Below are 21,892 nucleotides of genomic sequence, written 5' to 3' on the forward strand. Positions count from 1 at the left end.
CGATGGGGTCATCCGCTACAACACAATACTCATGCCGTCATACGCCACTTCAACCTCGCGCCGAACCAGCTCCGCACGCTCCGGCGAATCCTCATCGAGAATCGGGTTGGTGTTGTTGATGTGGATAAGCACTTTGCGCTGCTTGGGCAATTGTTCCAGCACTTCGAGCATGCCGCCGGGGCCGTTCTGCGCCAGGTGGCCCATTTCCCGGCCGGTGCGCGTGCCGACACCACGACGCTGCATTTCGTCGTCGTCCCACATCGTGCCATCCACCAACAGGCAATCGCTGCTGGCCATGATCTTCATCAGCGCTGCGTCGACCTTGCCCAGGCCCGGTGCATAGAACAGTTTGCCGCCGGTGCTCAGGTCTTCGACAATCAGACCGATGTTGTCGCCCGGATGCGGGTCGAACCGATGCGGCGAGTACGGTGGGGCGGCGCTACGCAGGGGCAGTGGGGTGAAGCGCAGGTTCGGGCAGGCCGGGACGGTGAAGCTCTGATCGAGTTCTATGCGGTTCCAGTTCAACCCGCCATTCCAGTGGGTCAGCATGGTGAACAGCGGAAAACCGGTGCTCAGGTCTTCGTGGACCATGTCGGTGCACCACACTTGGTGCGGGCAACCTTCGCGCAGACTGAGCAGGCCGGTGGTGTGATCGATCTGGCTGTCCATCAGGATGATTGCGCTGATGCCGGTGTCACGCAGCGCGCGACCTGGCTGCATCGGAGCGAAGCTCTGGAGCTGGGCGCGGATGTCCGGCGAAGCATTGCACAGCACCCAGTTCACGCCGTCATCGGAAATCGCGATGGACGACTGGGTACGCGCCTCGGCCCGCAGGCTGCCGTCGCGAAAACCTGCGCAGTTCACGCAGTTGCAGTTCCACTGGGGGAAACCGCCGCCGGCGGCGGAACCTAGAATCTGGACAAACATGGCCGCTCCATCATTGAAAGCTGAAAATAAAAACGCCCCGGCGAGCCGAGGCGTAGCACTGCATTCTCTACCGGACGGCAGAGCTTAGCGGCTTGCGAAGTACATGGTGACTTCGAAGCCGATACGCAGGTCGGTGTAAGCAGGTTTGGACCAGGACATAGAAGCGCTCCTTCAGGTGGATGGGACAGTTGAGACCTATACATATAGTCCACCTCCAACCGGAGATGTTCAGATAGTTAGGTGGCTATGTTACTCAAAATTACACAGCGATTGGCCACGAATCTTTGAGAAAGCTAATTGCAGCGCTGGTAATGATCATTTTGCCACTTGCCAAAGCGTAGTAGGGCAAGGCCCGTTGGCCAGACAGCGCCATCCACCGTCGGCCCGACTCAGTCGTTGTGCCGCCGCCAGCAAGGCTTCACGGTCGATCATCAGAATTGCCTGGGGCAGACGTTTCAGGTAATCCGACGAGTGGCCGGCCAGTTTGCCTTGCCAGAGCAGTTCGGCGGCTTGGGCGTTGGGCAGAGCAGTGCTGTCGAATTGATCGGCCAGGGCTTGGCGCTGAGCGATAAAGGTCGTGTCATCGATGCTTTCGATCATCCCTTCCAATTCGCTGAGGAACTGTTCGATGTGCTCCAGCAAATCCAGAGGCGCGACGCTCGGCGATTGCACACCGAACAGCAGCCCGGTCTGACCGTTTATCTGGCGTAGTCCGCTGAAAACGGCATAACCAAGTTGCAGCTCCACCCGCAGGCGCTGGTAGAACGGCGTCTGGCACACGTGCGCGAGCAAACGCCAGGCGGCTTCATCGGCGATGTCATGGGTTGCTGTCGGACAAAAGAGCAACAGCGCATGTTCGCTGGATTCGGTGGCGACGGAACCCCAGAGACGCTGCGAGCGAATCGACGGAGACGGCGTCAATTGACTATCCGCAGTGCCGGGAATACGACTCAAGGCAAGCCCCATCGCCGCTTGAGTCTGGGCAGACAGGCCCGTCGCCAGACCATCCCAGCGTGCGCTCGACCAGAGTTGTTGTAGGTTATCTGAGGCCACGGTGTGCTCAAGGCATAGATCGGGCAGTGCCTTGAGCAATTGTCGAATCGGCATCAGTGCAACGGCCGCCAGCTCTTCCTGTGAGAAATCGGAATCAGGTTTTGTCAGTTCTTTCAGCGCATGTTCGAGGACTGTCGGCATCGGCTCCTGCAGGCCCGTCATTTTCAGCAGCCATTCATTGCCTGATGCGCTGAAGGAAAAGTCGACACCGGCCTGACGCGCATCTTCGCGCAGCATCCGCAGGTTGTTTTCCAGACTCCACTGAAGGCGACTGTGAGGTGTGAATTCCAGGCGCCAGCGCAGATAAACCGCACCTACATCGGTGTTATCCGGCAACGCCTGACTGAACTGCATCGGCGATCGTTCGCGGCGACTGCGTGAGCGATCCTGGGCAAAGGTCCGCAGGCCACGGTGGGCGCTGGTCTGGCCGCGAATCAATCCGGCATTCGAGGCTGGAGTCTCGGCGCGCAAAAACGGGTTGGGGGTCGGTAGTTGCCACTGGTCGGTGAAGTTATCCACAGCGCCGATTTGTTTGAGGATTGCCTTGAGGGCGACAACGCCCTGTTCGGATAGCCCGGGTTCAAGCTGTTCGCTGTCTCGTTGGGCCAGTTGCAAGGCACTGCTGACTTGCTGTTGGCGCTGCAGCAGAGCTGCATATTCTTCGCGCAACTTGACCCAATCCTGATGAGAGGCAAAGAAGCCCAGCCAATCCAGGAGCCGTTTGCGGATCACGTTGTCCGGTTGCGTAGTGTTGGCGGGCCGGGTGAATTCGATGTGCAGCAAAGCTTGGCCGGCATAGTGATAGCGCGGCGTGGCTTTCAGGTTGTCCGCCAACCCTTGCTCTCGCAGCTGCGCCAACAGGCCGCCGGGTTTTTCGGCGTTCAGCCAGTGGCACAGGAACTCCAGCGCTTCGGGCGATGAGTCGGGCAGCGCTTCGAAGGCTAACAGCAAATCCAGCCGACGCTCTCCAGCCTGTTGATAACTACTGTCTGAAGAATCCATCAGCAGGGTGGGCTTCGTCTGAGGGACTTTCTCGCCAGGGGAAATGGCAAACGCCTGCGCCATCCCCTTCAACTCATCGAGACTCTGTGGCCCGGCCAGGCTCAGCGTCATTTGCCCGGTCTGGTAAAACCGCCGATAGAAGTCCTTCAATGCTTGCTGAAATTCGGGCTGCGGTACCGGCAGGCTGTAACGGTTTCCCGCATGAAATGCCCGTAATGGGTGAGCCGCCGACAGTCCATCAAACAATGCAAATTGTTGCTGGGCTGTCGCATCCCGCGACCAGGCGACAAATTCGGCATGCAGCACTTCCCGTTCCCGCCGCTGATCGTCCGGCTTCATACGCGGATGAGCGAGCATGTCTGACAGACGCTCCAGCCCACCGCTGAATGCCTGAGGCGGCAGCTCGAAAAAGAAATCCGTCGTACGTTCGCTGGTTCGCGCATTCACCTGCCCGCCATGACTTTGTACGTAGGCCATCAGCCCTTGCTCTGCGGGAAAGCGCTCTGTACCCAGGAATAGCAAATGCTCAAGAAAGTGCGCCAGCCCCGGCCAGGCCAATGGCACGTCGTGACTGCCGGCAGCGACCCGCAACGCGGCGGCGCAGCGCTTCAAATCGGGAGCATGACGCAGCGTCACCCGCAGGCCATTGGCGAGGGTTTCAGTGTGGAGGCGAGGGTGATTCAGCGCAGGCATGAGCACTTCCAGAACAGAGAAGCGCTAATGCTAGCGGATTAGGGCTTGTTCAGCTCGCCGTATAGCTCGGGACGGCGATCGAGGAAGTAGCGATTGGCGGCGCGGGAATCGATCATCAGCTGACGATCCAGTTCACCGACAATCAGCGCTTCATCAAGTCCGGCCTGGGCGATGCGGCTGCCATCCGGTGCGGCGATGCTGCTCTGGCCGCAATACTGGATCTCGCCTTCGTGCCCGCAGTAGTTGGCGTAAGCCACATAACACTGGTTTTCGAAGGCGCGTGCGCGGACGGTGACGTCGGCGATGAAATCGTAGGGAATCATGTTCGCCGTCGGCACCAGAATCAGTTCGGCGCCGGCCAATGCCAGACGCCGGGCGTTTTCCGGGAACTCCAGGTCGTAGCAGATCAAAAAGCCAAGCTTCCAGCCGTTGAGTTCAACCAACGGAAACTCATCCGGCCCGGGGATGAACATCGAGTGATCGAGGTCACCGAACAGATGAGTTTTGCGGTAGTTGCACAGCCGCTCGCCATGGGCGTCGATCAACTGCACGGCGTTGTAGATCTGCCCGTCTTCGGTGCGCTCCGGGTAGCCATACAAAATGGCGATCCCCGTCGCCTTGGCAATGCGCGCGATGTGCTGCGCCGATTCACCGTTATACACCTCCGCCAGCACGCTGACCGCATCGATGCCGATGTTATAGCCGGTCAGGAACATCTCCGGCAGCACCAGCAAGTCCGCGCCCTTGGCCTCCAGCGCCAGTTGATGCAGGCGTTGTAGATTACCTGCGACATCCAGGGGCCGCGGTGGGCATTGGTAAAGGGCTACGCGCATTTCGGATTCCTCTTACTCGGGCAGGGCGATCGGACCGATTTCGTTGAACACATCTCCTGGGCCGGGGTTTTCGGCGTGAGTTTCACCGCCGAAGTGTTTCATGATCCCCCATACCGCATTGAGCGACGTCTGCACCGCACCTTCGACCCAGGCCGGCGTCCACGAAACGTCATCGCCGGCGATGAAAATCCCGCGCTGCTCGGCCGGCATGTCGTCCTGCATGAAGTGCGCGTACATGCGCTGGTTGTAGCGGTAATGGCCGGGCAGTGCACCTTTGAAAGCCCCGAGGAAGTGCGGGTCGGCTTCCCACGACACGGTGATCGGATCGCCGATGATCCGTGCGGCGATGTCGACTTTCGGATAGATCTTCTTCAGCGAGTCCAGTGCCAGCTTCACGCGTTTTTCCACCGGGTGCGGGAGCATTTTCAGCGCGTCGCTCATCCACGAGTACGACAGGCAAATCACGCCGGGTTTGTCGTCGCCATTGTCGAATAGATAAGTGCCACGGGTTAGGCGATCGGTGAGGGTCATGCTCATCAGGTCGCGGCCGGTTTCCGGGTCCTTGTCCTTCCAGAATGGGCGATCGACCATCACGAAAGTCTTCGACGATTGCATGTAGCGGGTGCGGTCCAGGGCCATCCACATCTTTTGCGAGAACAGGCTTTCGTCGCATTCGATCTGGGTGGTCAGTAGCCAGCTCTGGCAGGTGGTCAGCACCGCTGCGTACTCGCGGGTGTCGCCATAGTTGTCGGTAACGGTAAAACGCCCGTTCGGTGCGTGGGCGATTTTCTTTACGCCGGAGCGCGGCGCGCCGCTGTGCAGCGAACTGAGACTGGTGCCTTCAGGCCAATGCACGCAACGCTCCGGCACATGGCGCCAGATGCCCAGTGGCACTTGTTCCACGCCGCCGACCACCAAGTGCTGGTGATCGTCGCAGTTGGTCATCACCACGCGGAAGATTTCCAGCATCGAGTTGGGGAAGTCCGAATCCCAGCCGCCAGTACCGAAACCGACCTGACCGAACACTTCGCGGTGATGGAACGAGAGCTTGGCGAAAGCTTCGGAGGTGGCGACGAAATCATAGAACGTGCGGTCGTCCCACAGCGGCACCAGAGTGTTCCACAGTTCCTTGAGACGCGGCACGTCGCGGTCTCGGATCGCTTGCTGGATATCGGAGAACTGCGAGCCTGCTTCCAGAGCATCCGCCCAGGCGTCAGCGACTTCCTGGAACAGTGCGGGAAGATCCGCCAGTTTCTGTGCGTAATGAGTTTTGCCTTCCAGATCGATCACGGTGCTGCCCGACGCAGGCGTCAGCGGGTTGGGGAAGGGTTTGGTCTGCAGGCCGAGCTTGTCGACGTAGTGATAAAACGCGGTCGACGACACCGGGAAACGCATACCGCCGAGTTCGGCGATGATGCCTTCAGCGCCGTTGAAGGCCTGGGAGCGCAGACGGCCGCCCATCTTCGAGGCTTCGTAGACGACGGGTTTAAGACCCAGCTTCATCAATTCGTAGGCGGCCACCAGGCCTGCAATGCCAGCCCCGACAATCGCCACTTCGGCGCCGTGATTGTGCGCCGGAATGCTGCCCAGCCCGGCCGGGTGCTCGATCCAGTCGTCGAAGGCGAAAGGAAAATCCGGGCCGAAAACGGTGACCGGTTTTTTACCGTCTGCAGGATGGCGATTGTGCTTGTTCATGGCTGACCTTGCTGGCGACCTGACGCAGAGTGCGCGTCTGAGTATAGGAAAAGATGGCAGCCATTCTAGAGAGCGTAGAACACGTTAATAAGACGCAATGTGTCGTCATTTTGCTAGTTATCTATGCAATGCGACGATCTATTACTGCACACTGTCCAATGTGGGAGCGGGCTTGCCCGCGATGAGGCCCGACCAGACACCGAAGACCTACCGGTAGACACTCAAACCGGCTGCCCCCGATCAATCTTGCTACTCAGGATGATCGAAGTCGTCGTCTTCTCCACGCCATCCACACTGCCAATCTGATCCAGCAACTGATCCAGCTGCTCCGGCGAGTCGGTGCGCAACCACGCCACATAATCAAACTCACCACTCACCGCGCACAACTGCTGAACCTGCGCCATGGCGCTGAGGCGCCGCAGCACTTCCTTGCCGGACCGTGGTTGCACCGTAATCCCGACATACGCCTGCAATCCGCCATCCACCACGCGCTGTCCCAGGCGCACACCGTAACCGGTGATCACCTTGGCCTTTTCCAGCCGCGCCAGACGCGACGTCACCGTGGTGCGGGCGATGCCCAGTTGCCGGGCGAGCATGGCCACGCTTTCGCGGGCATTGATCTGCAAAGCTGCGATCAATTGGCGGTCGATTTCGTCAAGAACAGGCGGGCGGGTGTCAGGCAAAGGTCGTCTCCAGCGGCACAGATCAATGGGCAGGCATGTTACAGGCACATCCTGCGCGGTGCTCGTGGCGGTTGTCCGATCCGGATCATCAGAGGCATCTCGGTCGGTTTACCAGGATGCGGTGTAACGAAATGGTTAATCGCTGATTCAGGTTGGATAAACAATGGTCGATAGCATGGACAGGTGTCGTAACTCGTAGTCGAATGCGCTACTAAGGACTGCGACGGGATGGAAATGATGAAGAAGATGCCTCCCGCTATACGGGAACATGCATTGCAGATTGCGAATCACGAAATGGGGCACTACGTAGTTGCCCGAGCCTTGGGCTTTGAAACGGGTGATGTGACCCTGAAAGTCACCATGGACTTGAGGCATCAGGCCGGGGCTTCCATTATCTTGACGCGGTCAATTCTCTCGATAGAAGACATGAAGGAACATTTGGAAGGTCGGCTGATCGTCCTCTTTGCTGGTGCTATGAGTCAGACATTACCTGCAAAACATTCAGCCAGGAAACTCGTCGATAAATCGAAAGCGACAGCCATTCTGAATGGAGAACTTGGAGCGGAACAGGATTACGCAAAAATAAGGGAGTTACGGCACTTGCTGCGGAATATCTCCTACCCTGATACGGATCCAGCGTCGTCCGAGCGCATAACTGCCGAACTTAAAGAGATTACTGATCGTGTATGGCTGCGGACTCAACAAATCGTAGAGGCGTTGGCCGATACGATTACCGGATTGGGCGCGGCACTAGTAGACGGCATGACCATTGTGGAGCAATGGGGTAGGCCGGCGGATACCTATGAGGTTGTGTTGACGGGTGAAATGCTTGAGCGACTGCGGCCAGTGCAGGCGATTCCGTCGTTGAGTGTTTGGGCCTGAAAAGTGCCAAGCGCTGACTTCAATTTGCAGGGAAGATATCCTGTTTTGGCATAAAAAACCGAGCAAATAGTTCAGGTTGTGACTTGATGTTTAATTTGGCGTAAATGTTTCGGCGGTGAACTTTTATCGTTTCTGTTGACAGTGCAAGTTTTCCGCCTATCTCTTTGTTGGAAAAGCCGCTAAGTAATAGTTTGAGTACGTCTTTTTCGCGCGTTGTTATTTGTGTGCCAAGCTGAATGATCGTTTCTGGCCATGAAGGTGGTTCAGGGAGATCTTTTGCTACGTCAGTCTCAAAGCACATACGTTGATGCATTAACGCAGTCACCCATGGTTTGATAGTATCAAGTATTGTTATTTGCTCTGGATTAAAGCGGGCTTTGCTACCAAAGGAAATGCATAACGTTCTATCGGCGTCAAGCTGGACATTGTACTGCGCTTCATCGACGCAAATATACTGCGCGAAGTATTGATGATAATACTCGGTGTTAAGGAAGTGCTCCGGCGCAATATCCAGCATATGAAAGAAACCGCTCTGTGGGTTTTCTCGATTCGCAATATAAAACGGATCCAGCATATAAAGCCCCTTCACATAGCGATGAGTGAACGCATCTATCTCTTCTGTATCTGCTACTTCAGGAAGGCTGACAACTTGCACTTGCTGATTGCTAAATATTAATACGACCCAGTTATCGATTTGCACATATTCATTTAACGTACGAATAAGTGAGCTCCAGAATTCTGGACGGTTCAACTGCATGATCAGCTTTCCAATCGATCGGTGCCAAGCCAGGCTATGAAGGTCGAGTGGCATTTTCTACCCCTTTAGGGTTAGGGATTCGTGGGTCGCAGGTAAGTATTCGTAGGTATTTACTATTCGTCAATGCCGGGTATATTCACGATCAGGATTCACGATGGCCATGAAGGCATGTCGTCTTGACAAGGATAGTTGTATGAGCAAATCACCTTTGCGAACCCTTTTTGCCGCCTCGCTTCTCTGTGCAGGGATAAGCACATCAGTGGGGGCTGTAGAGCCTGGGGTGTATCTGTATAACTGGTTCGATCTTATCGCACCGCAGACCCCAAAGGAGTTTGAGCAGGAAACCGGCACCAGCATCCATATGGATGCGTTCGACAGTGCCGAAATCATGCAGAGTAAAGTGATGGCTGGGCGCACGGGGTACGACGTGGTTGTGGCTACCTCCAACGTGTTGCCAAGCCTGATCCAGGCGGGAGTCCTTCAGCCGTTGGACCGTAATCAACTGAGTAATTTGTCACACATCGATCCTGATATCTTGTCCCAGCTTGCGATCAATGATCCTGGTAATCGCTACGCTGTTCCCTATTTATGGGGCACCACCGGCATTGGCTATGACGTTGATAAAGTCAAAGCGGCATTGGGTGATAATGCTCCGGTGAATAGCTGGGACTTGATCTTCAAAGAAGAAAACATCAGCAAACTCAAGTCGTGCGGTGTGGCAATGCTCGACTCTCCAAGTGAGATCATTTCAATTGCTTTGCATTACCTTGGGCTCCCTAGCAACAGTAGGAACCCGGATGATTACCAGAAAGCTCAAGCCCTGTTGTTAAAAATCCGTCCCTATGTCCTCTATTTCGACTCATCCAGAATCGACTCAGACCTGGCTGATGGCAATATTTGTGCAGTTGTAGGATGGGCCAATGGTGCCCTTGCTGCGCAGGCCATCAACGAGAAGACTAATACTGGACGCAAGATTGCATACAGCCTTCCTCGCGAGGGAGCGCTGGTTTGGTCAGAAAATCTGGTTCTGTTAAAAGATGCTCCCCACCCAAAGGAAGGCATGGCATTTATTAATTATATGTTACGACCAGAAATTATTGCCAAGAGCTCAAATCACACGTTGTATCCTAACGCTAATAAAGATGCCACTGAATTTGTTGAGCAGAAACTGCGCGACAATACTTGGATTTATCCAGACAAAAAGACCGTTGCTACACTTGTTCCACTTGAGCCGCTGCCATTGAAGTTGGAGCGAATTCGCACTCGGGTTTGGACCAAAGTGAAGAGTGGTACGTGATCTGACTGGGTTATCATTTTTGTTGTTCTATGAGGATCTTTGTTTTATGTGAGGGGGGTGTTGCAGAGAAATTAAAGGCGAAACTATATCAATTCGACCTTCAGGGCTCGGAGACGGATAAAGCGGACTCTTTCAAGCCAGCCAATATCCTCTGCGCCTAACGGTTCGGGACTCCTGAAGGGCGCTTGATGGGAAGGTTCTGTATATGCGAAATTGGTGCGTTTCCTGCAATAGCCCGCGTTTATTTGGAGCACTGGTAATCACGTAGGGAGCAGGGGCAGCCCTTATCAGCCGACTTACTTAGGGGTTGTCACAAAGATTCTAAGGAAGGAGAAAAATCATGTACCAAGGTGATTGCCAATGCTACTTGGAGTCGGACGAATACAAAGCCTACAAGGAGATTGAGGAGCAGATCGGCCACTGCACGCCCGAACAAGCCTGGGCCATGTATTACGTCTCGGTCGGGATGGTGCGTGAAAACATCGCCATGGCGGTGATGGAACACATCGCCAGGGGTAACAAGGCACTGCTGGTTGAGTTCCCCGAACTTGCACCGGCTGAAAGGGAGTTTACCAATCGAGTTAAGGCGGATCACGCAAGCCTTTACAGCGAAGGAGTTACCAGTCCTGGATCGGGACGGTGTCCATAGGACTGTACCAGCGGTGGCCGACCAGAAAACACAAAAGCCGCGCAGTGCGCGGCTTTGAGTATGGTGGGCCCAGTAGGACTCGAACCTACGACCAAGGGATTATGAGTCCCCTGCTCTAACCAACTGAGCTATAGGCCCTCAGTAGGTCGCGGATTATAGCGATGGTTTCTCAGCTGTGCTATCCGAAAAATCCAATATGGCTGTACGAAGAAACGTCGCGGCGTATTCATCCGCTGGTAAGGGCAGGCTGACGATGTAACCCTGGATCTGTTCACAGCCCTCCGCAGCCAGGAATTGCTGCTGCGCCTGGGTTTCGACGCCCTCCGCGATGACGGTGAATTGCATGCTGCGGCCCAGGGCGATAATTGCGCGAACAATCGCCGCGTCATGTGGGTCGTCTGGCAGGCCGCGGACGAAGGATTGGTCGATCTTGAGGATGTCCAGTGGCAGGCGTTTGAGGTAGCTCAGGGACGAATAGCCAGTGCCGAAATCGTCGATTGCCAATTGCACGCCCAGGCGTTTGAGTTGATGCAGCACCGCCAGCGCCTCTTCGGCCTGGCTCATGATGAAGTTTTCAGTGATTTCCAGTTGCAGGAAGCCGGGGTTGAGGTGGTTGTCTTTGAGCAATTGCTCGATCCGGCCGAGCAGGTTCGGCTGGCGCAGTTGCGCGCCCGCGAGGTTGACCGAGAGTGGGCCCAGGCATTCATAGACCTGATTCCACTCGTACATCTGTCGGCAGGCGGTCTCAAGTACCCAGTCGCCGATTTGCAGAATCATGCCGTTTTCTTCGGCCAAGGGAATGAAGTGCTCGGGAGGTACATCGCCGAAGGTGGGGTGATGCCAGCGAATCAACGCTTCGGCGCCGACCACTCGATGATCGTCCAGACTGATTTTGGGCTGGTAGTACAAAAACAGCTCATTGCGCTCGATGGCACGCCGCAGTTCATGTTCCAGCGCCACGCGCTCGCTGGCTTGGGCGGTGAGGTCGCGAGTGTAGCTTTCAACCCGGTTACGGCCCTTGGCCTTGGAGCGATACATCGCGGCATCGGCGTTCTTGACCAGCGTGGCGACGTCGCAGCCGTCCTTGGGGTACAGGCTGGTGCCAATGCTGGCGCTGATGAAAAACTCGTGTTCGCCGGCCTGGAAAGGGGCGGAGAAGCAATTGAGCAGCTTGGTGGCAATGTTGTCGGCATCGCTGGACTGTTGCAGGCCGGGGAGCAGGATGATGAATTCGTCGCCACCCAGCCGCGCCACGGTATCGATATCGCGCAGTTGCTCCTTGAGGCGCACGGCGATGCCTTTGAGCAGCAGGTCGCCAACCGGGTGGCCGAGGCTGTCGTTGATGTGTTTGAAGCGGTCCAGGTCGAGAAACAGCACGGCGCCTTGGCCACCGTTTTCCTGCTGGCTGTTCAGTGCCGTCAACAGCCGACTCTCGAACAGCGTGCGGTTTGGCAGGCCCGTCAACGGGTCGTGGTGCGCCTGGTAGTCGAGTTTGGCCTGCGCGTGTTTGAGGCTGGAAATGTCTGCGAACACCGCAACAAAGTGGGTGATGAGTTTGTCTCGGTTGCGCACCGCACTGATGGTCAGCCAGCTCGGGTAGAGCTCGCCGTTCTTGCGCCGGTTGGAAATCTCGCCTTGCCAATGACCGTCGGCGGTCAATTGATGCCACATCGCCGCATAAAATGCGCTGTCATGCAGGCCCGAGGCGAGCAGGCGAGGGGTGTGGCCCAGCGCTTCGCTCTCGCTGTAGCCGGTAATTTCGGTGAAGGCACGATTGACCGCGCTGATGTGCTGTTGGGTGTCGGTGATCAATACGCCCTCGGCAGTGCTCTCGAACACCGTGGCGGCCTGTTGCAGTTTCTCCTGCATCAGATGTCGCTCGGTAATGTCCCGGGCAATGGTCAGCATGCAATCTTCATCGCCAATGGGCAACGGCCGGCTTGAAACCTCACAGAGCCGGATCTGCCCGTCTTTGCGGCGAATGTGGCAACTGAAGTCGCGGACGAAACCATCCCGATGCAACAGCTCGAGCATCTGTTTGCGCTCGTTGAGATTGACCCAGATCCCCAGGTCCAGGGCTGACCGATCCACGGACATCGCGCTGTTGAAGCCGGTTATACGGCTGAAGCCTTCGTTAACCTCCAACAGCAAACCGTCGCTCTGCCGGGACAGCAGCAAGCCGTCGGGGGAGGCATGAAAGGCCTTGGCGAATTTCTCCTCGGAGGTTTGCAACTGTTGTTGGGTTTCCTTGAGTTGACTGATGTCCCGCACGACGACCACCAGGGCCGGGGTCGTATCGAGATCGAAAGGCTCGGCAGAAATCAGGCCGGTAAACACCTGGCCATTGCTGCGACGAAAGGGCATCTCCAGGTTGCGGATGCTGCCGGCCTGCAAGCGCTGCAACAAACCCGGCCCCACACCGGGTACGCCCCAGATGTTCAGGTCGGTGGCGGTCTGGCCTATGACGTCTTCGGCCTTGAGGCCGATCTGTTCTTCGAACGCTTCATTGACCTCCAGCAGACAACCGTCGGAAAGCCGCGCGATCACCAGAATGTCCGGGCATTGCTGGAACACCGAAGCGAACTTCTGCTCCGACAGGCGCAGCGCCTCTTCAGTGCGCTTGGCTTCGCTGATGTCGATCATCAGCCCGCGCAGTACCGGTTCGTGGGCGTGCTCGATCAGGCTGACGATGTCGCGAACCCACAGGCAACGGCCATCAGCGGTGATGACCCGGTAATCGACACTGTGATCGCGCCCGGCCGCCACTTCACGGTCGCAGAAGGTCTGGGCGCGGGTCAGATCCGCGGGGTGAATGATGTTGCGCCAGAAGCCCGGAATCAGCCAATGGGGCAGGGGATAACCAAGGAGATCCTGGGCATGAGGTGACACGTAACTGTAGGTGTAGTCGCTGATCCGTGCTTCCCAGGCAATGGCTGAAAGGCTCTCCACCAGCCCGCGGTAATGGTATTCGCTGCTGCGCAGCTCCTGTTCCAGGGCGACCCGACGGGCAATTTCAGAGCTGAGACGGCGGTTGATCCGGATAACCACTGCCAGCACGATCATCAAAAACAATAATCCTGGCAGGCCGTAACTCAGCACGTCGAGCCAGAAGGTTCGATGGTCCAGGACGTTACCGACCCAGTGTTCCTGGATGGCACTGATTTCACTCGGGGTCATGTCTGCCAGGACTTTGTCCAGGATGCTGACCAGCAGCTTGTTGTTCGGGGGAACGGCCATCGCCAATTGGTAGCGATAGGGTGTTTCACCGCTGACGTAGAGCCCGTCGAGCTTGAGCTGGCGCAGGCTCCAGACACTGGAGGCAAGATCGCCCACTACGGCGTCCACGGCGTCGGTGGCGAGCGCCTGCAGCGCCGAGCTGACGTTGGGCATCGCCACCAGATTCAAGTCGGGATGGTGGCTACGCAACAGTTCGTGGGGGGCATAGTTTTCCACCACGGCGATCTTCAGCCCGTACAGGTCTTCGAGTTTGCGCGGTTGGGCCCCTCCGACGTGAGCCAGAATAACTATCGGAAAGTCGAGATAGGGGCGGGTGAACGACAGATATGTCTGACGCTCGGGAGTCGACATGATGCCTGGCAAGACATCCAGCTTGCCTTGTTTGGCCTGCTGCAAGACTTCGGTCCAGCTGACTGGCTCGATGGGCGTGAGTTTGATGGCCAGCCGCTGACGGATGACGTTGATGTAGTCCGCTGCCAGGCCTTGATAGCGCCCATGTTCGTCGCGAAACTCAAACGGCGGCCAAGACGCGTCCACGCCCAGGCGCAATTCCGGGTGAGCCGTCAGCCAGCTACGTTCTTCGTCGGTAAGAGTCAACGCGCCAGCCGTTGCGGTCCAGGTCATCAGCGACAGCAAAAAAAGCACGGTCGGCCATCTGGGCATAACGGTCTCGTTACGGCTTGGGGGAATGTTTCGAGTGTAGACGGGCTATGCGGCGGGGGGGATGTACGAGGCATTTAATCTGTATAAAGCAAAACCCCCGGCCTGGGCCGGGGGTTCTGTGATCACTCGTCGAGGAAGGAGCGCAAATGCTCGCTTCTCGTCGGGTGGCGCAGCTTGCGCAGCGCCTTGGCTTCGATCTGACGAATCCGTTCACGGGTCACGTCGAACTGCTTACCAACCTCTTCGAGGGTGTGGTCGGTATTCATGTCGATACCGAAGCGCATGCGCAGAACCTTGGCTTCACGGGCAGTGAGGCCGGACAGGACTTCGCGAGTCGCTTCTTTAAGGCTCTCAACAGTGGCGACATCGATTGGCGACTGCATGGTCGAGTCTTCGATGAAGTCACCCAGATGAGAATCTTCGTCATCACCGATCGGGGTTTCCATGGAGATCGGCTCTTTAGCGATCTTCAATACCTTGCGGATCTTGTCCTCAGGCATTTCCATGCGTTCGCCCAGCTCTTCCGGGGTCGGTTCGCGACCCATTTCCTGCAGCATTTGCCGGGAAATACGGTTGAGCTTGTTGATCGTCTCGATCATGTGCACCGGAATACGGATGGTGCGGGCCTGGTCGGCGATCGAGCGAGTGATCGCCTGACGGATCCACCAGGTGGCATAAGTCGAGAATTTGTAGCCGCGGCGGTATTCGAACTTGTCTACCGCTTTCATCAGACCGATGTTGCCTTCCTGGATCAGATCGAGGAACTGCAGACCACGGTTGGTGTACTTCTTGGCGATGGAGATCACCAGACGCAAGTTCGCTTCGACCATCTCTTTCTTCGCGCGGCGGGCCTTGGCCTCACCGATCGACATGCGACGGTTGATGTCCTTGATCTCGGCGATCGTCAAACCGGTTTCGGTTTCCAGCGCGGTCAGCTTCTGCTGGCAACGAATGATGTCCGGTTGCAGGCGACCAATGGCTTCAGCGTATTTGCTTTTGCCTTTGGCCAGTGCATCGGTCCAGCTTTCGTCGACTTCGTTGCCCGGGAACTGGCGCAGGAAGTCGGCACGCGGCATACGGGCATCACGAACGCACAGTTGCATGATCGCGCGCTCTTGCTGACGCAGACGATCCAGGGCACTGCGAACACGCTCGACCAGGCCTTCGAATTGCTTCGGCACCAGTTTGATCGGCATGAACAGCTCAGCCAGGGCGATCAGCTCGGCAATTGCCAGCTTGTTGCCACGACCGTGCTTTTTCAGGGCCTTGCGGGTGATTTCCATCTGATCGGCGACAGCGCCAAAGCGCTGTGCGGCGATGACCGGATCCGGACCGCTTTCGGCTTCTTCTTCGTCATCAGTCGCTTCGGCGTCATCGTCGTCGGTGTCGTCATCCGCTTTCACGGCTTTTGGGTCGACAGGCGGTGGCACTTCGGCTGCAGGCGGCGCAATGCCGTCGTCCGGGTCGATATAACCGCTCAGGACGTCGGACAGGCGGCCACCTTCGGTGGTGACGCGAGTGTACTCGGAGAGAATATGGTCAACCGTGCCAGGGAAGTGCGCGATTGCGCCCATCACTTCGCGGATGCCCTCTTCAATACGTTTGGCGATTTCGATTTCGCCTTCACGTGTGAGGAGCTCTACCGTACCCATTTCACGCATATACATGCGCACTGGGTCGGTGGTGCGACCAATGTCGGTCTCGACCGCTGCCAACGCTGCTGCTGCCTCTTCGGCCGCGGCTTCGTCGGTATCGGCGTCGGCCAGCATAAGGGAATCCTTATCTGGCGCAACCTCGAATACGTTGATCCCCATGTCATTAATCATGCGGATGATGTCTTCCACCTGTTCCGGATCTGAAATATCCTCCGGCAGGTGGTCGTTGACCTCCGCGTAAGTCAGGTAGCCCTGCTCACGACCAAGTGTGATCAACTCTTTGATACGAGACTGCTGTTGCGCTTTTCCGGACATAACACCCTATCCACTGAAGGTCTTGGCGGGCAAAAAACAAGCCGAGGATTATACCTGAGCTATGACCTCACGCGCCAGTTGAGGTCGGGCTTGATGCGGAAACATTGCGACTTAAAAGGTCGCGCAGTTGATTTTTTTCTTCGGTGCTCAATTCACTTTGACGTGCTTTTCGAAGAAGTTGTTCCAGGTTTCGCTCGCGTTGGCGGGCTGACAAGCTAGTAATGGTGTCGAAAAACTGTTGTTCAAGGTTATCTCCATCAATCAGCCATTCCTTTTCTGCCAGCGCTTTGAGCAATCGGCCTTGTTCGGTGCCGTGCCAACGCGCAATCAGTTGAAATGAGTTTAGCTTGGGATTCTTCTGTACGGCTTCGAGCAGGGCGACCAACAGTTGCGTGTTGGTATGGTCCTCGGCAGCGAAGTGCCCGGCGTCCTCGACTTTTTCAGCCAGTTGCGGGTGATGCAGTAGCGTGCGCAAGGCGGCCAGGGTGGGCGGCTCTACAGCGGCCGGCACCCGTGGCGCGCGCGGTTGATCGCGATCGCCGCCACGTTTGCCGTTCTTGTCCCACGGCTTCTTGTCCCATTTCTTGCCGCCTGCGCCAGGCTTTTTCGGCGTCCATTCCTGCTGCGGCGCGTACATCTCTTGCGCCTGCGGCTGATGGTAGTCGCTGTAATCCGGCATAGCGTCGTAATCGATGCCCGGATCGTATGCGGGTGGCGCTTCCTGAGGGTGGGGCGTGCTTTGAACGAGTTGGCTCACGGCTTCACCGCTAAGCCCGGTAATTTCGCTCAGGCGCTGGCGCATCAGTATGCGCAGGTTGGCGCCCGGGACTTTGTCGATCAGTGGCGCGGCGAGGGTGGCCATGTGGGCCTTGCCTTCGAGGGAGCGCGGGTCCGATTCTTCGGTCAGCTGTTGAAAAAAATAATCGGCCAGCGGCTGGGCGTGCTGATTGATTCGCGCACGGAAGGCGTCAGTGCCCTCGGAGCGGACCAGAGTATCCGGGTCCTCGCCCTCGGGCAGGAACAGAAAGCGCGCCCGACGCCCGTCCTGCAAACATGGCAGGGTCGCTTCCAATGCTCGCCAGGCGGCATTTCGGCCCGCCTGGTCGCCATCAAAGCAGAACAGCACATTGGGCACGACGCGAAACAGCCGCTTCAAGTGCTCTTCGCTGGTAGCGGTACCCAAGGTCGCGACGGCATTGCGCAGGCCTTGCTGGGCGAGGGCGATGACGTCCATGTAGCCTTCGACGACGATGATTTCGTCGAGGTTGCGGTTGTTCTTGCGTGCTTCATAAAGGCCGTAGAGTTCCTGGCCTTTATGGAAAACCGGGGTTTCCGGTGAGTTCAGGTATTTCGGCTTGTCGTCGCCCAATACCCGGCCACCGAAGGCGATGATGCGCCCGCGACTGTCGCGGATCGGGAACATCACGCGATCGCGGAAGCGGTCATAGCGCTTGCCGGTTTCGGCGTTCTCGATCAGCAGGCCGGCATCGATCATGGCCTTTTGCTGCAGGGTATCGCTGCTCAAGTGCTTGAACAGATTGTCCCATCCGGGCGGGGCAAAACCGAGCCCGAAGTCCCGGGCGATTTCTCCCGTTAGTCCGCGACCCTTCAAGTAATCCACGGCGGCTTTGCGCGACGGATGGCTTTTCAGGGCTTGACGATAAAAGTCGGCGGCGGCGGTGAGCAGCGGATACAGCGGCGAGTCGGTGGGCTGCCGCGGTTTGTGCGGTCGGCCACTTTCTTCGCGGGGAATTTCCATGCCGGCGGCTTTGGCCAGTTCTTCGACAGCCTGGACGAAATCCAGGTTGTCATGGTCCATCATGAAGCCGAGGGCGTTACCGCCAGCGCCACAGCCGAAGCAGTAATAGAACTGTTTGTCGGGGCTGACGCTGAAGGAGGGGGTTTTCTCTTTATGAAACGGGCAGCAGGCAGTGTAGTTCTTGCCGGCTTTTTTCATTTGCAGGCGCGAGCTGACCACGTCGACGATGTCGGTGCGGTTCAGAAGGTCGTCAATGAAGCTCTGGGGAATTAGCCCGGCCATGGCGTTCTCGTCGTCTGCGCTGAAATGGACCCAAAACGAAGGGCGGCCGAACGCGGGTCGTTGTTTGAGGCGCGCAGGGTGTGCGGCTCGACCGGTGTCGTCTGCGTATCGCTGTCGGGAAGTGTATCTGCCGAAAATCCACTGACGTTAGTACCAATCAGTAATCGACTATTTGAAAGTGTTTCGCTGAATCCGGCGACGGCCGGTCATTGGCCTCGGATAGCTCATAAGCGGGCACGCAAGAAGGCGCCTTGGGCTGATCGTCGTGAGAGGAATCAGTGGGTGTGCTCGTCAGTAGCCTTGGAAGGCTCGTCAGAAAAGACGTGCACCGCTGGCAAAAGAGCCAGGTCTGACGCTGTGAAGCAGATTTGTCTCGGTCGCGTCTGCGGCTTCGACGGTGAAGCATCAAGCGTTTTCCGCAAATGCCATTAGCCCGGCTGAGGGCCGGGCTTGGCAGAAGCTTGCTACGATCGTCTGTGTATTAGTACAGGCGAACGGCGCGGCGCTGTTCGCGCTGAACTTTCTTGGCGTGACGCTTAACAGCGGCTGCTGCTTTACGCTTACGCTCAGAAGTTGGCTTCTCGTAAAATTCGCGGCTACGAACTTCAGCCAGTACACCGGCTTTTTCGCAGGAGCGCTTGAAACGACGCAGAGCTACGTCGAAGGGTTCGTTCTCTTTTACTTTGACGGCTGGCATCCAGAGCTACCTTCATTCATTACCGGGGTCAACATCCTCGCGGCAAAAGAGCACTTGAAGACGTCGGTTTTTAAGGGTTGCGGATGTTAACCCCTCATCGCTCGGAATGCAAAGCCTCTGATCGAAAACCGCTGGTCGGGGCATCACGCGACGACTATTATGCGCGCCTTCGAATTCAGCCTCTACAAGGCGCAAACCCATGCTAGTACTGGGATTAGAAACCTCTTGCGACGAAACCGGTGTCGCACTTTACGACAGTGAACGCGGGTTGTTGGCCGACGCGCTGTTCAGTCAGATCGATCTGCATCGTGCCTATGGCGGCGTGGTGCCGGAGCTGGCGTCGCGTGATCACGTCAAGCGCATGCTGCCCTTGATTCGTCAGGTCCTGGCCGAGGCCGACTGTGTTCCGACCGAGATCGACGCCATCGCTTATACCGCGGGTCCTGGCCTGGTCGGGGCATTGCTGGTGGGGGCTTCCTGCGCGCAGGCGCTGGCCTTTGCCTGGGGTATTCCGGCCTTGGGCGTGCACCACATGGAAGGTCACTTGCTGGCGCCGATGCTGGAGTCGCAACCTCCGGAGTTTCCGTTCGTCGCTTTGTTGGTGTCGGGTGGTCATACGCAGCTGGTTCAGGTCGACGGGATTGGCCAATACACGCTCTTGGGCGAGACCCTCGACGATGCTGCCGGCGAAGCTTTCGATAAAACCGCGAAAATGATGGGCCTGAATTATCCGGGCGGCCCGGAGATTGCTCGTCTGGCGGAGCAGGGCGTTGCAGGACGTTTCACTTTTCCGCGTCCGATGTGTGATCGTCCAGGCTTGGCTTTCAGTTTCAGCGGCCTGAAAACCTTTGCGCTGAACACTTGGCAGCAGAGCGTCAACGCCGGGGACGACAGCGAGCAAGCCCGTTGCGACATCTCGCTGGCGTTCCAGCAGGCCGTGGTGGAGACTTTGACCATCAAGTGCAAGCGTGCCCTGAAACAGGCGGGTCTCAAGCGTCTGGTGATCGCAGGGGGCGTCAGCGCCAACAAAGCGCTGCGGGTTTCACTGGAGAAAATGCTCGGCGACATGAAGGGCGATGTGTTTTATGCCCGTCCGGAGTTCTGCACCGATAATGGCGCGATGATTGCGTTTGCTGGCTGCCAGCGTTTGCAGGCCGGTCAGCATGAAAGCCTGGCGATCAGCGTGCAGGCACGCTGGCCGATGGAGCAGTTGTCGGCGCTGTGATGAGCGACGCTCACGTGCGGTATTTAAAAATGCCGTTCGCGCCCGGCAAACAGGTCGCGTAGATTGCCGCGATGACGCCAGACGATCAGGCCCGTGAGCGCGCTCATGGGTAGCAGTGCCGCCGGTTCTTGCCAGGCAAGCAGCGGCAGGGTCAGTGGCGTGGCAATCAGGGCGGCGAGTGAGCTGGTGCGGGTCAGGTAGAACGTCAGCAGCCAGGCGCAGAGCGCCAGCAGCGCGGCAGGCGGGTAGAGCCCCAGCAGCATGCCAGCTGCGGTGGCGACGCCCTTGCCACCGCGAAAGCGAAAGTACAGCGGAAACAGGTGGCCGATAACGGCACAGACGCCGATCCAGGCCTGTTCTTGTAGTGAAAGGCCTATTGCGCCCGCGATCAATACAGGCAGCAGGCCTTTGTTCAGGTCGCCGAGCAAGGTCAGGATGGCGAGTTTCTTGCCGGCCAGACGCAACATGTTGGTGGCGCCGGCATTGCCCGAGCCACTCATTCGCGGATCGGGGTTACCGGTCAGGCGGCTGAGCAAAATGGCGAAGGACAGAGAGCCAAGCAGGTAGGCGAGGATCGCCAGTAACCAAAACATGCTAACTATTCCGGGCGAGGACGCCCTGATTCTAACGGCGCATTGCGCCCTTGTCGTGCAGTGGAGAGAAGTGCTTGGACAGAGTGTTTATCGAGGGCCTGGAAGTCGACACCGTGATTGGTGCCTACGACTGGGAACGAGGCATCCGACAGTGTCTTCGACTTGATCTGAGCTTCGCCTGGGACAATCGTCCGGCCGCCGCTGGTGATGACCTGACCCTGGCGCTCGACTACGCGAGCGTTTCGTCACGCATTCAGGCGTTCGCCGAGCAGGCGCAGTTCCAGCTGGTCGAGACCTTTGCCGAGCGTCTGGCTGAAGTGCTGATGAGCGAATTCAAGATCACCTGGATGCGCCTCAAGCTAACCAAGCCAGGTGCCATCCCGGCTGCCACGGGTGGTGTGGGCGTGGAGATCGAGCGCGGATGTCGCTGACTCAGGTGTATCTCGGGCTCGGTAGCAATATCGAGCGCGAATCCCATTTGCAGGCTGGCCTGGACGCCCTGGCGGGTTTCCTGGTGGATATGCGCTGCTCGGCGGTATTCGAAAGCCAGCCGGTGGGGATCAAGAGCGGGCCGTTCTACAACTTTGTGGTCTCGGCCTTCACCGATCTGCCGCTGATGGAGCTGGATCGACGGTTGAAATTCATCGAGGCGGATAACGGCCGTTACGCGCCGGACCGCAAGGGCTTGCCGCTGGATATCGACGTGCTGCTGTTCGGCGACCTGGTGGGCAACTTCGATGGTTTGATCTTGCCGCGGGCAGAGATTCTGAAAAATGCCTTCGTGCTGTGGCCGTTGTCGCTGATTGCACCGGATCGTGTGCATCCGGGTGTAGGCAAGAGCTTTGCGACCCTGTGGGATGAAGCGCAGATCGATCAGGTGTTGGCGCCGGTGGCGTTTGAGTGGCGCGGCAAGCAGCTGACCCCTTTGAATTTGCTGTGAGGCGGATGATGCCATCGCGGGCAAGCCCGCTCCCACAAGTTAGCGTCGTTTACAT

Annotated in this window: 18 protein-coding genes and 1 tRNA gene; 6 read left to right on the top strand and 13 right to left on the bottom strand. The window is 57.6% G+C overall.

Annotated elements, in window-relative coordinates:
* Positions 1-15 precede the first annotated feature (15 nt).
* The 6 genes from pqqB to ACZ3HH_RS10180 form a co-directional block, all read right to left on the bottom strand.
* Entirely contained in the window at positions 16-927 is a 912-nt protein-coding gene (gene pqqB / locus ACZ3HH_RS10155) for a pyrroloquinoline quinone biosynthesis protein PqqB (protein WP_320393117.1), read from the bottom strand.
* An 84-nt stretch (positions 928-1,011) separates the two neighbouring features.
* Entirely contained in the window at positions 1,012-1,086 is a 75-nt protein-coding gene (gene pqqA, locus ACZ3HH_RS10160; protein ID WP_009045898.1) for a pyrroloquinoline quinone precursor peptide PqqA, read from the bottom strand.
* Positions 1,087-1,242: 156 nt separating this feature from the next.
* Positions 1,243-3,675, bottom strand: a complete 2,433-nt coding sequence (pqqF, locus tag ACZ3HH_RS10165) for a pyrroloquinoline quinone biosynthesis protein PqqF (RefSeq protein WP_465804276.1) — start codon at positions 3,673-3,675, stop codon at positions 1,243-1,245.
* A 38-nt stretch (positions 3,676-3,713) separates the two neighbouring features.
* Positions 3,714-4,508, bottom strand: a complete 795-nt coding sequence (locus tag ACZ3HH_RS10170) for a carbon-nitrogen hydrolase family protein (protein WP_465804277.1) — start codon at positions 4,506-4,508, stop codon at positions 3,714-3,716.
* Positions 4,509-4,520: 12 nt separating this feature from the next.
* On the bottom strand, positions 4,521-6,203 hold the full coding sequence (locus tag ACZ3HH_RS10175) for a flavin monoamine oxidase family protein (protein ID WP_465804278.1): 1,683 nt from the start codon (positions 6,201-6,203) through the stop codon (positions 4,521-4,523).
* A gap of 221 nt (positions 6,204-6,424) precedes the next feature.
* The gene (locus ACZ3HH_RS10180) at positions 6,425-6,886 is read right to left on the bottom strand and encodes an Lrp/AsnC family transcriptional regulator (RefSeq protein ID WP_007980298.1); all 462 of its coding nucleotides are present in this window, start codon (positions 6,884-6,886) and stop codon (positions 6,425-6,427) included.
* Between the two features lie 234 nt (positions 6,887-7,120).
* On the opposite strand from ACZ3HH_RS10180, the gene ACZ3HH_RS10185 reads away from it, so the two are divergent.
* Positions 7,121-7,768 carry a peptidase M41 gene (locus ACZ3HH_RS10185; protein ID WP_465804340.1) on the top strand — a complete coding sequence of 216 codons (648 nt, stop codon included), beginning with the start codon at positions 7,121-7,123 and terminating at the stop codon, positions 7,766-7,768.
* Between the two features lie 19 nt (positions 7,769-7,787).
* Here the strand turns inward: ACZ3HH_RS10185 and ACZ3HH_RS10190 are convergent, their stop codons facing one another.
* On the bottom strand, positions 7,788-8,579 hold the full coding sequence (locus tag ACZ3HH_RS10190; protein ID WP_465804279.1) for a response regulator transcription factor: 792 nt from the start codon (positions 8,577-8,579) through the stop codon (positions 7,788-7,790).
* Between the two features lie 139 nt (positions 8,580-8,718).
* On the opposite strand from ACZ3HH_RS10190, the gene ACZ3HH_RS10195 reads away from it, so the two are divergent.
* Together ACZ3HH_RS10195 and ACZ3HH_RS10200 are read left to right on the top strand one after the other, a co-directional pair.
* Positions 8,719-9,822 (top strand): polyamine ABC transporter substrate-binding protein, encoded by a 1,104-nt coding sequence (locus ACZ3HH_RS10195; RefSeq protein WP_465804280.1) that lies wholly within the window; start codon positions 8,719-8,721, stop codon positions 9,820-9,822.
* Positions 9,823-10,162: 340 nt separating this feature from the next.
* Positions 10,163-10,471 (top strand): hypothetical protein, encoded by a 309-nt coding sequence (locus ACZ3HH_RS10200; protein WP_465804281.1) that lies wholly within the window; start codon positions 10,163-10,165, stop codon positions 10,469-10,471.
* A 61-nt stretch (positions 10,472-10,532) separates the two neighbouring features.
* Here the strand turns inward: ACZ3HH_RS10200 and ACZ3HH_RS10205 are convergent.
* The 5 genes from ACZ3HH_RS10205 to rpsU all read right to left on the bottom strand — a co-directional run bounded on the left by ACZ3HH_RS10205 (position 10,533) and on the right by rpsU (position 19,079).
* Positions 10,533-10,609 (bottom strand) — tRNA-Ile (locus ACZ3HH_RS10205).
* A 15-nt stretch (positions 10,610-10,624) separates the two neighbouring features.
* A complete protein-coding gene (locus ACZ3HH_RS10210; RefSeq protein ID WP_465804282.1) occupies positions 10,625-14,371 on the bottom strand; it encodes a bifunctional diguanylate cyclase/phosphodiesterase in 3,747 nt (1,248 codons plus the stop codon).
* A 122-nt stretch (positions 14,372-14,493) separates the two neighbouring features.
* Positions 14,494-16,341, bottom strand: a complete 1,848-nt coding sequence (gene rpoD, locus ACZ3HH_RS10215) for an RNA polymerase sigma factor RpoD (protein WP_123719577.1) — start codon at positions 16,339-16,341, stop codon at positions 14,494-14,496.
* A 67-nt stretch (positions 16,342-16,408) separates the two neighbouring features.
* Positions 16,409-18,382: a DNA primase gene (gene dnaG / locus ACZ3HH_RS10220; RefSeq protein WP_367373188.1), complete on the bottom strand. Its 1,974-nt coding sequence runs from the start codon at positions 18,380-18,382 to the stop codon at positions 16,409-16,411.
* Positions 18,383-18,863: 481 nt separating this feature from the next.
* On the bottom strand, positions 18,864-19,079 hold the full coding sequence (gene rpsU, locus ACZ3HH_RS10225; RefSeq protein WP_002551877.1) for a 30S ribosomal protein S21: 216 nt from the start codon (positions 19,077-19,079) through the stop codon (positions 18,864-18,866).
* A 199-nt stretch (positions 19,080-19,278) separates the two neighbouring features.
* Between rpsU and tsaD the strand changes: the two genes are divergently transcribed.
* The gene (gene tsaD, locus ACZ3HH_RS10230) at positions 19,279-20,304 is read left to right on the top strand and encodes a tRNA (adenosine(37)-N6)-threonylcarbamoyltransferase complex transferase subunit TsaD (protein ID WP_465804283.1); all 1,026 of its coding nucleotides are present in this window, start codon (positions 19,279-19,281) and stop codon (positions 20,302-20,304) included.
* Between the two features lie 23 nt (positions 20,305-20,327).
* Here the strand turns inward: tsaD and plsY are convergent, their stop codons facing one another.
* Positions 20,328-20,897: a glycerol-3-phosphate 1-O-acyltransferase PlsY gene (plsY, locus tag ACZ3HH_RS10235; protein WP_465804284.1), complete on the bottom strand. Its 570-nt coding sequence runs from the start codon at positions 20,895-20,897 to the stop codon at positions 20,328-20,330.
* 74 nt (positions 20,898-20,971) lie between these two features.
* On the opposite strand from plsY, the gene folB reads away from it, so the two are divergent.
* Entirely contained in the window at positions 20,972-21,328 is a 357-nt protein-coding gene (gene folB / locus ACZ3HH_RS10240) for a dihydroneopterin aldolase (protein ID WP_030129997.1), read from the top strand.
* Positions 21,319-21,837, top strand: a complete 519-nt coding sequence (gene folK, locus ACZ3HH_RS10245) for a 2-amino-4-hydroxy-6-hydroxymethyldihydropteridine diphosphokinase (RefSeq protein WP_465804285.1) — start codon at positions 21,319-21,321, stop codon at positions 21,835-21,837. Before folB ends, folK begins: the two co-directional genes overlap by 10 nt.
* Positions 21,838-21,892 lie beyond the last annotated feature (55 nt).

Source organism: Pseudomonas sp. PME37.24/025 (assembly GCF_055556615.1).

Bases quoted from the DNA above. Each gene is read 5' to 3' on its own strand.
- pqqB (WP_320393117.1), bottom strand. From the start codon at position 927: ATGTTTGTCCAGATTCTAGGTTCCGCCGCCGGCGGCGGTTTCCCCCAG.
- pqqF (WP_465804276.1), bottom strand. From the start codon at position 3,675: ATGCCTGCGCTGAATCACCCTCGCCTCCACACTGAAACCCTCGCCAAT.
- ACZ3HH_RS10170 (WP_465804277.1), bottom strand. From the start codon at position 4,508: ATGCGCGTAGCCCTTTACCAATGCCCACCGCGGCCCCTGGATGTCGCA.
- ACZ3HH_RS10175 (WP_465804278.1), bottom strand. From the start codon at position 6,203: ATGAACAAGCACAATCGCCATCCTGCAGACGGTAAAAAACCGGTCACC.
- ACZ3HH_RS10185 (WP_465804340.1), top strand. From the start codon at position 7,121: ATGATGAAGAAGATGCCTCCCGCTATACGGGAACATGCATTGCAGATT.
- ACZ3HH_RS10190 (WP_465804279.1), bottom strand. From the start codon at position 8,579: ATGCCACTCGACCTTCATAGCCTGGCTTGGCACCGATCGATTGGAAAG.
- ACZ3HH_RS10195 (WP_465804280.1), top strand. From the start codon at position 8,719: ATGAGCAAATCACCTTTGCGAACCCTTTTTGCCGCCTCGCTTCTCTGT.
- ACZ3HH_RS10200 (WP_465804281.1), top strand. From the start codon at position 10,163: ATGTACCAAGGTGATTGCCAATGCTACTTGGAGTCGGACGAATACAAA.
- ACZ3HH_RS10210 (WP_465804282.1), bottom strand. From the start codon at position 14,371: ATGCCCAGATGGCCGACCGTGCTTTTTTTGCTGTCGCTGATGACCTGG.
- rpoD (WP_123719577.1), bottom strand. From the start codon at position 16,341: ATGTCCGGAAAAGCGCAACAGCAGTCTCGTATCAAAGAGTTGATCACA.
- dnaG (WP_367373188.1), bottom strand. From the start codon at position 18,382: ATGGCCGGGCTAATTCCCCAGAGCTTCATTGACGACCTTCTGAACCGC.
- rpsU (WP_002551877.1), bottom strand. From the start codon at position 19,079: ATGCCAGCCGTCAAAGTAAAAGAGAACGAACCCTTCGACGTAGCTCTG.
- tsaD (WP_465804283.1), top strand. From the start codon at position 19,279: ATGCTAGTACTGGGATTAGAAACCTCTTGCGACGAAACCGGTGTCGCA.
- plsY (WP_465804284.1), bottom strand. From the start codon at position 20,897: ATGTTTTGGTTACTGGCGATCCTCGCCTACCTGCTTGGCTCTCTGTCC.
- folK (WP_465804285.1), top strand. From the start codon at position 21,319: ATGTCGCTGACTCAGGTGTATCTCGGGCTCGGTAGCAATATCGAGCGC.